This window comes from Variovorax sp. GW821-FHT09B05, from assembly GCF_059418265.1.
Window position 1 is genome coordinate 667375 of the sequence record NZ_JBWKPN010000002.1, and the last position, 12826, is coordinate 680200.

The following is a 12826-nucleotide window of genomic DNA, read 5'->3' on the forward strand; positions in this document are numbered from 1 at the left end:
CTCAGGCGCCGGCCGCCGGGCCGGGACGGCCGCAGACGAGGCGCACGGCGGTGCGGATGCCGGCCTGGTACTCGGCCGGCGTGCGGGCGTAGTGCTTGAGGCCGTGCGAGGCGGCATACAGGTGCTGCGCGAGCGCCTTGGCCGTGAGGCCGGCGCCGCGCCAGGGCACGGCGTCGCCGCTGGACTGGATGGCGCGTGCCAGTTCCTTGGGCACGGCCTGGTCGAACTCCTCGAGCACCGGGCCGACCAGCTCGCGCGCGGTCGCGACGATCTCGTTCATGTGCTCGAGCGACATCTGCGAACCGTCGTTCTGCGCATGCAGCGCCGCGAAGGCGCCGACCAGCCGCTCCTCGATCGGCAGCTCCTCGCGCGCCAGCGCGGCCCGCATGGCCGCGAGACCGCGTTCCGCGAACCAGGTGACGGCCTGCTTGAAGAGCTCGTCCTTCGCGCTGAAGTGCAGGTAGAGGCCCTGGCGCGAGATGCCGGCGGCGCGCGCGAGGTCGTCCATCGAGGTCTTGCGGTAGCCGTAGCGCAGGAAGACGCCGATCGCGGCCTCCATGATCGCGACGCGCCGGTCGGGGGTGGGGGCCATCAGCGGGGAACTCCGGCAAGGCCGAAGGAGATCGGGGACAGCGAAGGCATGGGGCGAATTCGACGGTGAGGGTGGGTGTTCAGGGCCCCGCCGATCGACGCACCACGAAGCTCGGTGCCGATCCGCGGGGACAGGCATCGAACTTTACAATATTGATCTACTTTGTCAATTTGGTATGGAAGTCGAGACCCCGCTCCTCACGCGGTTTCAACGCTCTCGTAGACGAGGATCGCCGCCGCGAGGTCCTCGAGCGCCGTGCCCACGGCCTTGAAGACGGTCCGTCCATCGGTCCCGGTTCGTCCCTGCACCCGGCCCGCGGCCAGGTCGGCCAGCTCTCCCGCCACGTCCGCCGCCGCGAACACGCCGCGCGACATCGGCCCGAGCAGCTCGCCGCTTTTCTGCAGCGCCTCCCGCGTGTCGATGAAGAGCTTCGCGCCGACGAACGCGGCATCGTCGGCCTCGCGCATCTGCGGCGTGAAGCTGCCGATCAGGTCGAGGTGGCTGCGCGGCCGCAGCCAGGCGCCCTCGATCACCGGCTGCGTCGCGAGCGTGGCACAGCTCACGATGTCGGCCTCGCTCGCGGCCTGGGCGAGGTCGGTGGCGACGAACGCATCGATATCTTGCGCGTGGAGGCGCGCGGCGAGTTCCTTCGCCGCCACTTCGTTGCGATCCCAGACCGCGATGCGCTCGATCGGCCGCACGGTGCGAAAGGCCTCGGGAACGAGGCCACCGACACGGCCGCAACCGACGACGAGCAGGCTGCGCGCCTCCACGGGCGCGAGGTAGGAGGCGGCGAGGGCCGATGCGGCGGCAGTGCGGCGCGAGGTGATCTCGTTGCCATCGATTTGCGCCAGCGGCTCTCCCGTGCTTGCGTCGTAGAGCGTGTAGGTCGAGAACAGACCGGGCAGGCCGCGTTCGGCATTGCCCGGGAAGATGTTCACCGTCTTGATGCCCAGGTAGCGCCCCTCCTGCCACGCCGGCATGATCAGCACGGTTCCGCCCGGTTGCGCGGCCTGGCCGGGAAGCGCATGCACATGCCGCAACGGCACTTCGCAGCCGGCGACGAACATGTCGCGCAGCGCGGGGATCAGGCGCTCGAAGCGCAGGGCGCGGCGGGTGGTTTCGGTATCGATGGTTCTCATGGGGCGGTGGGATGGAAACGGAGGGCGGGGCTCATGCATCGAGCACGAGGTCTTCGAGCGGCACGGCCTGGCATGTCAGGCACACGGCCGGGTCTTCGGGTTCGCGGCCATGCAGGTGCGCCACCTTGCCGGCGATCACGCGCACGGCGCAGCTTTCGCATTGCCCCACGCGGCAGCCGCTGGGCAGTGGCAGGCCCAGCGATTCGCCGAAGCTCAGCAAGCTGCCTTGCCTGGGCGTCCAGGTGGCCGGCCCGTGGCCCGAGCGCGCGAAGCGGACGTTGAACTGCTGCGGACCATCCGTTGGCGGCGCGGCGGGCGAACGGAACACCTCGCTGAAGATGTCGAAGCGCGGAACGCCGCGCGCCACCAGTCCCGCGATGACGCTGTCCATCATCGCGGGCGGCCCGCACAGGTAGAAGCGCGCCCGCTGTGCGATCAGCGCGTCGTCCACCACGCCGGCATCGATGTATCGGTCCGACTGGTAGTCGATGCCGAGGCGGTCCTCGGGCAACGGCGCGTTGTAGTGGTCGATCACCTGCAGTCGGGGCAGGCGTGCGCGGTGCTGCGCGATGCGTTCGCGGAAGGCATGCGTCGCGCTGTTCTGGTTGGCGTAGTAGAGCCGGATCGCGGGGCCTTCGGCGCCATCGGGCAGCGACTCGAGCAGGCTGATGAACGGCGTGATGCCGATGCCGCCCGCGAACAGCACCAGCGGCTGGGGCGAGCGCCGGGGAATCACGAAGCCGCCGGACGGTGCCCGCAGCTCGACCGTGTCGCCGAACTTCAGCTCGCGATGCAGGTGGCCCGACATGCGCCCCTGGTACGGCGTGCCGTCGGGCGCGCGGCCGCGCTGGTGCCGCACCGCGATGCTGTAGCCGCGCCGATCACCTTGCTCGGCCGCACCGGTGAGCGAGTAGGCACGCGAGACTGGCGTGCCATCGCCGAGATCGAGCTTCAGTTCGACATGCTGGCCGGGCCGGTAGTCGGGCAGGGCGCCACCGTCCAACGGCTCGAAATGGATGCTCAGAACGCCTTCGGCCTCGGGCCGCAGTTCGTCGATGCGAAAGCGGCGCGTGCCCGTCCATGCGCGCTGTTGCAACGCCGTGGCGGGATCGCGTTCGATGTTGCAGAGAAAGGAGCGGTGCGGCACTGAGCCGCTGACCGGATCGCAATGGTTGGCCGAGATCAGCGCATTGAAATTGCTGCTCAGCGCACCATCGACCGGCAGGCCCTCGCGGTCCAGCTCGCTGCAACCCTGCCACCAGCCGAACTCGGCCACGACGAGATCGTCGGCCAGGTCGGGCGTGATGCGCGCGACGAAGCGGGCCTCGCCCACGCGCGTGCGGATGCGCAGCCAGTCGCCGTCGACGATGTGCTTGGCCTGCGCGAGCGCGGGGCTCAGCTCGGCCACCGGCTCGGGCGCGCGCCTGCGCAGCGAGGGCAGGCTGCGATGCTGGCTGTGGCAGTAGAGACCGTTCTTGGCCGAGCTCAGCACGTAGGGGAAGCGGCCCTGCGCGGTCGCCCGAGCATCGCGCGGCGTGTCGGCGGGCTCGACGAAGCTCGCCACGGGCGGCTGGCCGTGGCGCAGCAGGGTTTCGGAATAGAGCTCGACGCGGCGCGTGGGCGTGTCGAAGCCTCGCACGCCGGTGGGCGTTTCGCGCGCGTACTTCCGCTCGCCCGCGTCGATGTCGCAGGCCATGCCTTCGGGCCGCTCGCGCAGCTGCGCCACCGTGAGGCCCAGCGGCTCGAGGATGTGGTTCCACCCGGCCTCCAGGCTGCCGCCGAAGAATGCGTCGCCCATGCCGAGACGTTGCGCGAGATCGAACAGCACCTCGTTGTCGGAACGCGATTCCCCGCGCGGCGCCACCATGCGCTGGCGCAGTTGCACCCAGCCGGCCGCGCGGTCGTCGATCTCGAAGCCGATGCGCAGGCCCTCGCGCTCCCAGGGCGTGTCGATCGGCAGCAGGATGTCGGCATGGCGCGCGGCCGGCGTCTCGAACAGATCGCAGTGCACATGGAACTCGAGCTGCGCCAGCGCCTGCTGCGCGAGCGCGGTGTCGGCCTGCGAGACCGGCAGGTTGGTGCCGAAGGCCATCATCGCGCGCACCTTGTACGGCTCGCCCTCGACGATCGCGCGATAGGTGTCGCGCGCGGTCACCCAGCCGTGGGCGGGCGGTCCGATCGGCCGTTCCTTCAGGCCGAGTGCCTTCGCGCGCTGTGCATCGGGCAGCAGCGAGAGCGCATTGACCGTGTTGACGCGCGGACCCGTGCGCACGCGGTTGCCGCCGATGCGATCGAAGCTGCCGCACAGCGCGTACAGGGTGGCGACCGCGCGCTCCGACTGGGTCGCGTTGGTGTGCTGGCCGATGCCGGTCCAGGCGTGATAGGCCGTGCGATGCCCGCCGCCGAACAGCTCGGCCGCGGCGCGCAGCGGGGCTTCGGGCACGCCGGTGATGCGTTCCACTTCCTGCGGCGTCCAGGCGGCGCAGGCCTGCGCCAGCAGATCGAAGGCCGGGCGGCAGGCGATGCGCGTGCCGTTCTTCGCCGTCAGCGTGACAGCACCGCGCAGGCGGAAGTGGGTCGAGCCTTGAACTCGTGCGGCCCGAGCGGTGTCGTAAGGCACTGCCCCCTGTTTCGTGTCGCTCCAAGCCATGAAGCGGTCGCCCCCGGCATCGGGCCTCAGGTCGCGCTCGCGCAGCAGATGCCCGTCGTCGTCGCGCACCAGCAGCGGCGCATTGGTCCAGTCGCGCACGAAGTCTTCGTCGAAGCGCTCGTCCTCGATCAGCAGGCGGATCAGCCCGAGCGCGAGCGCCGCGTCGGTGCCGGGCCGCACCGGCAGCCACACCTCGGCCTGGCGCGCCAGCGCCGTGGGACGCGGATCGACCACGATCATCCGCGCGCCTTTCGCTCGGCCCTTCGCGATGGCATTGGCCTGCGCCAGCCAGGTGTTGGTGGGGTTGTGGCCCCACAGCACGATCAGCTCGGCCTGCGCATAGTCGGCCGGCGGCATGCCGCAGCCGAAGGTGAAGGCATGGGCGAAGTCCTTGTGCCAATTGCAGACCTCGGTCGCGTAGCAGATGTTGGGGCTGCCGAAGAGGCGCACGAAGCGCTCGATCCAGTCGATGCTGTCGGACAGCGGCGTGCCGCTCGGCGTGGTGACCGCGAACACCACCGATTCGGCGCCGCTCTCGGCCCTGATGGCCCCCAGGCGCCGGGCGGTCTCGGCCAGCGCCTCTTCCCAGCCGATGCGCACCCAGCCCGGATCCGGATCGCCCTTGGGCCGCGTGCGGCGCATGGGATGCAGCACGCGGTGCGGGCTGTGCACGAGTTCGGGCGCGGCCTTGCCCTTCATGCACATCGCCTGGCCGGTCGGGTGCGACGTATCGGGCCGCACCGACACCAGCATGTCGCCGCGCACCTCGTTGAGCGTGCCGCAGCGCGAGCGGCAGAGCGTGCAGTAGCCGGGCTTGGTTTGCGTCGTGGCCGCGTCCATTCGAGTGCCCGGTCCGTTCAGGGCATCACGGGTGCCACGTAGCTCAGCGTGCGACCCAGGAACCACAGCATGAAGAGCACCAGCGGCGCATGGACGAGCAACTGGAGGAAGGTGAAGCCGACGATGTCGCGCGCCTTCAGCGAGAGCACGCCCAGCAGCGGCAGCATCCAGAACGGGTTGATCAGGTTGGGCAGCGCCTCGGCCGCGTTGTAGACCTGCACCGCCCAACCGAGGTGGACCTTGAGTTCGTTGGCCGCCTGCATGACGTAGGGCGCCTCGATGATCCACTTGCCGCCGCCCGAGGGAATGAAGAAGCCCAGGATGGCGGAGTACGCGCCCATCACCACCGCGAAGCTGTCGACGCTGGAGATGCTCACGAACAGGTGCGCGATGCGGTCCGACAGCGTGTGGCCGCCGTCGCCCTTGGCGGCGGTCAGCATGGCGGCGATGGCGCCGTAGAGCGGAAACTGGATGATCACGCCCGCGGTCGAGGGCACCGAGCGCGACACGGCGTCGAGAAAGCTGCGCGGGCGCCAGTGCAGCAGCATGCCGATCATCAGGAACAGCAGGTTGTAGGTGTTGAGCCCCGCGATCGCGATCAGCGGGCTCTTGGCCATGAACTCCTGCGCGAGCCAGCCGAAGCCGAGCGCGCACAAGAGCAGCGTGAGCAGCGGGCTGCGCTCGAGCCATTCGCCGGGGCGGCGCGCGGCGGTCGCATCCGTTGCCGGCTTGGTCTCGGCCAGGTCGATGCCCAGCTCCTGCGCCGTGACCGCGCTCTCGGCCGTGGGCGCGGACCACAGCGCGATCGCGACCGAGACGGTGATCAGCACCAGCGCCATCACCATCGATTGCCACAGGAAGATGGTCTGGCTGAACGGGATGACGCCGGTGATGTCGAGGATGCTCTTGGGCAGGCTGGCCGCGTTCGCCTGCAGTTGCGCCGCCGAGGAGCTCAGGCCGAGCGCCCAGGTCGCGCCCAGCCCGAGATAGGCGGCCGCACCGGCGGCGCGGTAGTCCATGCGCAGTTCGGTCCGGCGCGCCAGGGCGCGCACGTAGAGCGCGCTGAAGATCAGCGAGATGCCCCAGTTGAACAGCGACAGGATCATGCTGATCGCCGCCACGTAGGCGATGGCCTGGCGCCCCGACACGGGCACCGATGCCAGGCGGCCGATGAAGCGCGCGGCCGGCGGCGAGGTTGCGACCACGTAGCCGCCGATCGCGACCAGCGCCATCTGCATCGTGAAGACGATCAGGCTCCAGAAGCCGTCGCCGAAGGCCTTGGCGACGACCAGCGGGCTCGATCCATTGAGCAGCGCCGCGACCGCGACCACCGCCGCCGCGATGGCCGCGAACACGTAGGCATCGGGGAACCAGCGCTCGGCCCAGGCGGTGAAGCGCAGGCCCAGTCGGCTCAGGAGGCCGGGACCCGCGGGGCCGGGATGCGCGGTGGAAGGGAGCAGGGCGTCTTGCCCGGGGGCTGTTCTTGATGTCGAGGGCATGGTGTCTCCAGTGGCTGGGCCTGGGGCGTCTTTCGCGCCCGGGATGTCGTGCGGGGCGACTATGGGCGAATGCCTCCACCAATTCAAATATTGAATATCAATAGAGTGATATAGGATCGATCTATGTCGATCACGATCAAGCAGCTGCAGCATTTCGTCGCCACGGCCCACACGGGCCAAGTCTCGCGCGCGGCGCAGCGCTGCTATGTGAGCCAGCCCTCGTTGACGACCTCGCTGCGCAATCTCGAGACCGCGCTGAAGGTCCAGCTCTTCACGCGGCACTCCGACGGGCTGCGGCTCACGGTGCATGGCGAAGGCTTCCTGCGCCACGCGCAGCACATCCTGCGCACGCTCGAGGTGGCGGTGGAGGAGACCCACGGCTCGGCATCCTCGGTCGAAGGGCGCGTGCGCATCGCCATCACGGACACCGTGTCCGAATACATGCTGCCGAAGATCATCGGCGCCATGCGCCGGCAACTGCCGCTGATCGAGTTCGAGCCGGTCGAGCGCAACCGCGAGGAGATCGAGGCGGGGCTGCGCAGCGGCGAGTTCGACCTGGCCGTGGTGCTCGTCTCGAACCTCTCGCAGGCGTCCGACATCCGGCGCGAAAACCTGCTGAAGTCGCAGCGGCGCCTGTGGACCTCGCTCGACCATCCCTTGGCCACCGGGCAGTCGGTGTCGTTGCGCGAGATCGCGGAGCTTCCCTTCGTGCTGCTCGACATGGACGAGCACGTGGAGACCGTGGGCCGCTACTGGGGCGCGGCGAAGCTCGAACCCAAGGTCGTGTTCCGTACCAAGTCGATCGAGGCCGTGCGCAGCCTGGTCGCACAGAACGTCGGCGTGACGATCCTGTCGGACCTCGTGTTTCGCCCGTGGTCGCACGACGGCGGGCGCATTCGCCGCACGGCGATGGCGGGCGCGGTGCCGTCGATGGACCTGGGGCTGGCCTACCGGCGCAGCGGCGTGCTGTCCGAGGCGGTCGCCGCCTGCGCGAGCACCTTGCGGCTGCTGGCCAAGACGGTGACGCGCGAGTCGGATCTGCGGGCCGGCGACGGCCCCTGAAAAAAAGCCCCGCGTCTTCTCGAAACGCGGGGGCTCGATCGCTCAGGCCGGCATGCGCCCGAAGCGGCCGCCGTTGAAGTCGGCCATGGCCTGGCGGATCTCGGCCTCGCTGTTCATCACGAACGGACCGTAGCCCACCACGGGCTCGTCGATCGGTTCGCCCGACAGCCACAGCACCGTCGCGTCGCTGTTGGCCTCGATCTCCACGCCGCTGCCGGCTGTGTCCAGGTGCACCAGATGCCCCTCACGCGCGATCGTCTCGCCGTTGACCAGCACCGTGCCGCGCAGCACCACCAGCGCGAGGGTGCGGCCTTCCTTCGCCTCGAAGCGCCCGGTGCGGCCCTGGGCGATGCGAAGGTCCCAAACGTCCATCGGCGTGAAGGTGCGCGCCGGGCCGCGGTGGCCGTCGAAGTCGCCGGCGATCACGCGCACCCGGCCCGCGCCCTCGGGCAGGTCCACCGACGGGATCTGCGCGTCGAGCAGGGTCTGGTAGCCGGGCTCGGCCATCTTGTCCTTCGCGGGCAGGTTGACCCAGAGCTGCACCATCTCCATCGTGCCGCCGCGCTCGGTGAAGCCGCGCGAGTGGAACTCCTCGTGCAGGATGCCGCCGCCGGCGGTCATCCATTGCACGTCGCCCGGGCCGATCAGGCCGCCCGCGCCGGTGGAGTCCCGATGCTCGACCTCGCCCTGGTAGACGATGGTCACGGTTTCGAAACCGCGGTGCGGATGCTGGCCCACGCCGCGCGGGCGGACGGCCGGTTCGAAGGCGGTCGGCGCCGCATGGTCGAGCAGCAGGAACGGGCTCAGGTGCTTGCCCAGGCCGTCGTAGCCGAACAGCGAGCGCACCGGAAAACCGTCGCCCACCCAGTGCGTGCGAGGGGCGCTGTAGACACCGAGAACCTTCTTCATCTTCATCTCCTTGCGTCGCCAGGACGAGGGTCCTGGCCGATGGATAGAGAATATGGGTTGAACGATTGATGCGGTAGATGGCGATATTTGCCATCAGCGTTCTATTTTGTGAACGATGAGGGGCGAGAGCGATGAAGGATCTGAACGATCTCTACTACTACGTGCAGGTGGTGGACCACGGCGGCTTCGCGCCCGCGGGCCGCGCGCTGGGCATGCCCAAGTCCAAGCTCAGCCGGCGCATCGCGCTGCTCGAGGAGCGCCTGGGCACGCGCCTGATCCAGCGCTCGACGCGGCGCTTCGCCGTCACCGAGCCGGGCCAGACCTACTACGGCCACTGCAAGGCGATGCTGGTCGAGGCCGAGGCGGCCGACGAGGCCATCGCGCTGACCCAGGCCGAGCCGCGCGGCGTGGTGCGCATGACCTGTCCGGTGGCGTTGCTCGACACGCACGTCGGCGACATGGTGGCGGCCTTCATGGTCGCGCACCCGCGCGTGCAGATCCACCTCGAGGAAACCAACCGCCGCGTGGACGTGGTGGGCGAGGGCGTCGACGTGGCCATTCGCGTGCGGCCGCCGCCGATCGAGGACAGCGAGCTCGTGATGCGCGTGCTCGCCGAGCGCGGGCAGTGCCTGGTCGCGCATCCGAAATTGCTGTCGGGCGGCATCCCGCGCGTGCCCGCCGACCTCGCGGGCCTGCCGAGCATGGACCTGGGCCTACCGCAGCACGAGCATGTGTGGACCCTGATCGGCCCCGATGGCGCGCAGGCCGCCATCCGCCATCAGCCGCGCCTCGTCACGCGCGGCATGCTCGCACTGCGCGCCGCGGCCCTCGCGGGCGTGGGCGTTGTGCAGCTGCCGTCGATGATGGTGCGCGAGCAGATCGCGCGCGGCGAGCTGATCCACGTGATCCAGGGCTGGGCACCGCGGCGCGAGATCATCCACGCGGTGTTCGCTTCGCGGCGCGGGCTGCTGCCGGCGGTGCGGGCGCTGGTGGACTTTCTGGCGGAGCGCTTCGCGGCGCTGGACGAGGACTGAATCCGCGTTCCATTCGCCTCGGGCCGCGGTTCCTCACCCGCAACAGTTCGCTTCCATCGCAACCTCAAACCGACTCCTCGGCAACAAGTGTTGTGGATTTGTTCTCAGTGTTTGTCCGAATCTGAAACCGCGTTTGTACATCCGTACATCATTTGGTTAACAGCAATAACAATATGCAACCATCCAAAAAAGACAGTCAGGGAAGAAGGTATGCCACTCGTTCTGGGCGTGATGGGGCTCCCTCCGGTTGAGGTCGAGCTCCTGAGAATCATCGTCCGCCTCAGCTCCAATCTCCGTTCGCGCTGGACGGTCAGCGAATCGCAGTCCTGCGACCTGCTGCTGATCGACGGCGAAGGCCCGGCCGCGGAGCGGCAGGCGCCGCCGGCCCGTTTCGTGGTGCCGATGGTGCCGCGCCACGGCGCCGCCGCCACGCCACCCAGTCCCGCGCTGGCGCGCCCCATCTACGCCGAGGAACTGGTCGAGCTGCTCAACCAGATCGCGCCGAGCGCGGTGACGGGCCATGCAGCGCCATCCGGTGCGCGTGCTTCGCTGAGCCGCTGGCCGTCGCAGGCGACGCTGCAGTGCCACCCGGCCCATGTCCGGCTGGCGGCGGCGCTCGCCCGGAGCGCGCAATCGGCCGAGAGCCTCGGGGTGCTAGGCCAGGTCGATGCCGAGGTGTGCCGCGTTTTCCTTCGCCTACTCGACGAAGAGGGGGCCCTGGTCTGGGTCCGGGAAGAAGCGATCCCCGCGCCTCGCGTGGCCGCAGCCGCCGATGCGCGGCAACACAAGCAGGGGCTGCTCTCGCGCATCCGCCGGCGTCTCGGCCTGTTCTGAGCGCGGCACGCCATGAGGGATTTCAAGCTCGTCTTCACGGGCCCGATGGGCGTGGGCAAGACCACGGCCATCGCCGCCATCAGCGAAACCGCGCCCATCGCCACCGAGGTCGCCAATGCCGATGCCTCCGTGGCCAAGGCCACCACGACGGTGGGACTCGACTTCGGCCAGCTGACGCTGGACAACGGCGACCGGCTGCGCCTGTACGGCACGCCGGGGCAGGCCCGCTTCGACTTCATGTGGAAGATCCTGGTGCGCGATGCGCTGGGCCTCGCGATCCTGGTCGACAACAGCCGGCCCGATCCGCTGGCGGACCTGGTGGCCTATCTCGACGGCTTCGCGGGTGCGCTCGAGAAGATGCCCTGCGCGATCGGCGTCACCCGGCTGCCCACGCATCCTTCGCCCACGCTCGACGACTACGCCGGCGCGCTCGCGGCCCGCGGGCTGGTGCTGCCGGTGCTGGCGATGGACCCGCGCCGCAAGGACGACGTCGTCGCCTTGATCGAGACCTTGCTGATGCAGATCGAGGTGATCGACGAGGAGATCGCGCCATGAGCATTCCCCACGCGCTCAAGCTGCGTGCCGCGGCCGAGGCCCGCAGCGTGCTCGACGAGACGAGCGGTGTCGTCTCGGTGGTGGTCGCCACGCCCGACGGCTTCGAGATCGCGCATGCCAGCCTGCGCGACTTCGACCCCTCGCGCATCGCCGCGATGGCCAGTTCGATGGCCGCCATCGGCGCCGTGGCCTCGCAGGAGGCGCGCCTCGGTCGCTGCACCTGCATCACGGTGGCCACCGACAAGGGCTTCGCGCTGGTCAGCCCGGTGCGCAACGGCGAGACGGAACTGGTGGTGAACGTCATCGCCGACGCCGGCGCGGTCCTCGCTCAGGCGATGTACCGGACCGCCGCCTGCGTGCGGGCGCTCGAGGCGCCTTGAGGCGTCGATCGCAATTTCCGGCGGAGGCGGGTTGCATGCGACGCCGCCGCTTCATCCTTTCATTCGCATGATCCACAGGGAACAAGACACATGGCCACGATCCAGAACAGCCTCGACAACCTCATGACCGCCGACGGCGCACTGTGCGCCGCCGTGGTCGACTCCGCCAGCGGCATGATGCTGGGCGCCATCGGCTCCGGCGTCGACCTCGAGGTGGCGGCCGCCGGCAATACCGAAGTGATGCGCGCCAAGCTCAAGACGATGCGTGCCCTCGGCCTCAACGACAGCATCGAGGACATCCTGATCACGCTCGGCAAGCAGTACCACCTGCTGCGCCCGATGGCGCAGAAGGAGGGCGTGTTCATCTACTTCGTGCTCGACAAGGCCAAGTCGAACCTGGCGCTGGCCCGGCGCAAGCTGCAGGAGGTCGAGAAGGACATGAACTTCTGAGCGTCCGTGCCCGGGTGCCTTAGGCGCACCCGGTGCATGGGCAATGCGGCGCCGATACGATGGCCGCTCGTTCGCCGCCCCGTCGAACCTTGGTGACCGCTCTCTTCGTCACGCACGAGGACCCGGATGCCAGCCATCTCGCCCGACGCGGCGAGACAGCCCGCCACTGAACCCTTGCAGCACCTGTCATTCCCGCGGGGCGGCTTCCTCGTTTCGTTTCGAAGGACGCCGACATGCACGCCGACACCTCCATCTCCCGTTCCGTCCGGCGCGAAGCGTTCGACCTGCTGCTGCAACGCCATTCCCCCTGGCCGCTGACCGATCCCGCACCCTCGGCGCAGGACCTCGACCTGGTGTTCCAGGCCGCGCTGCGCGCCCCCGACCACGGCCAGTTGCAACCCTGGCGCTTCCTCACCATCCGCGGCGATGCCCGCATCGCGCTCGGCGAAGTGTTCGCACGAGCCGCGCGGCAACGCGATCCCGAAGAAGACGGCGAGCGCTTTCGCAACAAGGCGATGGCCGCGCCGCTGCTGATCGCGCTCTGCGCGCGCGTGCTGGCGCCGCACAAGATCCCCGAGTCCGAGCAGGTGCTGGCGGTCGGCGCCGCCGCGATGAACATGCTCAATGCGCTGCACCTGCTGGGCTATGGCGGCTTCTGGGCCACGGGGCTCAACAGCTACGACCCGCGGGTGCAGCGCGCGCTGGGCCTGGGCGAGGCGGACCGGCTGCTGGGCTTCCTCTACGTCGGCACGGCGAAGGAGGCGACGCGCGCGCCCGAGCGCCGTGCGCCCGAGTCCTTCGTGCGCGAATGGACGGGCCCGGCGGTCGACGCGGCGCGCTGAAATTTCTTCGCGCGGCGGTCCCGGATCGCGCCGGGCA

12 protein-coding genes are annotated in these 12826 nt (G+C 69.5%); 7 read left to right on the top strand and 5 right to left on the bottom strand.

The genetic code is table 11. From position 1 onward, the window contains the following. Window position 1: 1 nt before the first annotated feature. The 4 genes from AC07RM_RS08090 to AC07RM_RS08105 form a co-directional block, all read right to left on the bottom strand. Entirely contained in the window at window positions 2-592 is a 591-nt protein-coding gene (locus AC07RM_RS08090) for a TetR/AcrR family transcriptional regulator (protein WP_057591691.1), read from the bottom strand. 197 nt (window positions 593-789) lie between these two features. Next, a complete protein-coding gene (gene lhpI, locus AC07RM_RS08095; RefSeq protein ID WP_495334172.1) occupies window positions 790-1734 on the bottom strand; it encodes a bifunctional Delta(1)-pyrroline-2-carboxylate/Delta(1)-piperideine-2-carboxylate reductase in 945 nt (314 codons plus the stop codon). A gap of 31 nt (window positions 1735-1765) precedes the next feature. Next, entirely contained in the window at window positions 1766-5224 is a 3459-nt protein-coding gene (locus tag AC07RM_RS08100; RefSeq protein WP_495334123.1) for a molybdopterin-dependent oxidoreductase, read from the bottom strand. Between the two features lie 17 nt (window positions 5225-5241). Beyond that, window positions 5242-6723: a short-chain fatty acid transporter gene (locus AC07RM_RS08105; protein WP_495334124.1), complete on the bottom strand. Its 1482-nt coding sequence runs from the start codon at window positions 6721-6723 to the stop codon at window positions 5242-5244. A 123-nt stretch (window positions 6724-6846) separates the two neighbouring features. Between AC07RM_RS08105 and AC07RM_RS08110 the strand changes: the two genes are divergently transcribed. Beyond that, window positions 6847-7785 (top strand): LysR family transcriptional regulator, encoded by a 939-nt coding sequence (locus tag AC07RM_RS08110; protein WP_495334125.1) that lies wholly within the window; start codon window positions 6847-6849, stop codon window positions 7783-7785. A 42-nt stretch (window positions 7786-7827) separates the two neighbouring features. Here AC07RM_RS08110 and AC07RM_RS08115 read toward each other — a convergent pair whose 3' ends face one another. Then, a complete protein-coding gene (locus tag AC07RM_RS08115; RefSeq protein WP_495334126.1) occupies window positions 7828-8694 on the bottom strand; it encodes a pirin family protein in 867 nt (288 codons plus the stop codon). Window positions 8695-8825: 131 nt separating this feature from the next. Between AC07RM_RS08115 and AC07RM_RS08120 the strand changes: the two genes are divergently transcribed. From AC07RM_RS08120 to AC07RM_RS08145, 6 genes are all read left to right on the top strand, one after another. After that, the gene (locus AC07RM_RS08120) at window positions 8826-9728 is read left to right on the top strand and encodes a LysR family transcriptional regulator (protein ID WP_495334127.1); all 903 of its coding nucleotides are present in this window, start codon (window positions 8826-8828) and stop codon (window positions 9726-9728) included. Window positions 9729-9938: 210 nt separating this feature from the next. Next, on the top strand, window positions 9939-10562 hold the full coding sequence (locus AC07RM_RS08125) for a hypothetical protein (protein WP_495334128.1): 624 nt from the start codon (window positions 9939-9941) through the stop codon (window positions 10560-10562). 12 nt (window positions 10563-10574) lie between these two features. Then, the gene (locus tag AC07RM_RS08130; protein WP_296787887.1) at window positions 10575-11117 is read left to right on the top strand and encodes a GTP-binding protein; all 543 of its coding nucleotides are present in this window, start codon (window positions 10575-10577) and stop codon (window positions 11115-11117) included. Continuing rightward, the gene (locus AC07RM_RS08135) at window positions 11114-11497 is read left to right on the top strand and encodes a roadblock/LC7 domain-containing protein (protein WP_495334129.1); all 384 of its coding nucleotides are present in this window, start codon (window positions 11114-11116) and stop codon (window positions 11495-11497) included. The genes AC07RM_RS08130 and AC07RM_RS08135 overlap by 4 nt, the downstream gene beginning before the upstream one ends. Window positions 11498-11587: 90 nt before the next feature. After that, window positions 11588-11947 (top strand): hypothetical protein, encoded by a 360-nt coding sequence (locus tag AC07RM_RS08140; protein WP_296787891.1) that lies wholly within the window; start codon window positions 11588-11590, stop codon window positions 11945-11947. Between the two features lie 233 nt (window positions 11948-12180). Further along, a complete protein-coding gene (locus AC07RM_RS08145; RefSeq protein WP_495334130.1) occupies window positions 12181-12789 on the top strand; it encodes a nitroreductase family protein in 609 nt (202 codons plus the stop codon). Window positions 12790-12826: the final 37 nt, after the last annotated feature.

Excerpts from the sequence above, each read along its gene's own strand:
- AC07RM_RS08115 (WP_495334126.1), bottom strand. The coding sequence starts at position 8,694 with ATGAAGAAGGTTCTCGGTGTCTACAGCGCCCCTCGCACGCACTGGGTG.
- AC07RM_RS08105 (WP_495334124.1), bottom strand. The coding sequence starts at position 6,723 with ATGCCCTCGACATCAAGAACAGCCCCCGGGCAAGACGCCCTGCTCCCT.
- lhpI (WP_495334172.1), bottom strand. The coding sequence starts at position 1,734 with ATGAGAACCATCGATACCGAAACCACCCGCCGCGCCCTGCGCTTCGAG.
- AC07RM_RS08140 (WP_296787891.1), top strand. The coding sequence starts at position 11,588 with ATGGCCACGATCCAGAACAGCCTCGACAACCTCATGACCGCCGACGGC.
- AC07RM_RS08110 (WP_495334125.1), top strand. The coding sequence starts at position 6,847 with ATGTCGATCACGATCAAGCAGCTGCAGCATTTCGTCGCCACGGCCCAC.
- AC07RM_RS08135 (WP_495334129.1), top strand. The coding sequence starts at position 11,114 with ATGAGCATTCCCCACGCGCTCAAGCTGCGTGCCGCGGCCGAGGCCCGC.
- AC07RM_RS08120 (WP_495334127.1), top strand. The coding sequence starts at position 8,826 with ATGAAGGATCTGAACGATCTCTACTACTACGTGCAGGTGGTGGACCAC.
- AC07RM_RS08130 (WP_296787887.1), top strand. The coding sequence starts at position 10,575 with ATGAGGGATTTCAAGCTCGTCTTCACGGGCCCGATGGGCGTGGGCAAG.
- AC07RM_RS08100 (WP_495334123.1), bottom strand. The coding sequence starts at position 5,224 with ATGGACGCGGCCACGACGCAAACCAAGCCCGGCTACTGCACGCTCTGC.
- AC07RM_RS08125 (WP_495334128.1), top strand. The coding sequence starts at position 9,939 with ATGCCACTCGTTCTGGGCGTGATGGGGCTCCCTCCGGTTGAGGTCGAG.
- AC07RM_RS08145 (WP_495334130.1), top strand. The coding sequence starts at position 12,181 with ATGCACGCCGACACCTCCATCTCCCGTTCCGTCCGGCGCGAAGCGTTC.
- AC07RM_RS08090 (WP_057591691.1), bottom strand. The coding sequence starts at position 592 with ATGGCCCCCACCCCCGACCGGCGCGTCGCGATCATGGAGGCCGCGATC.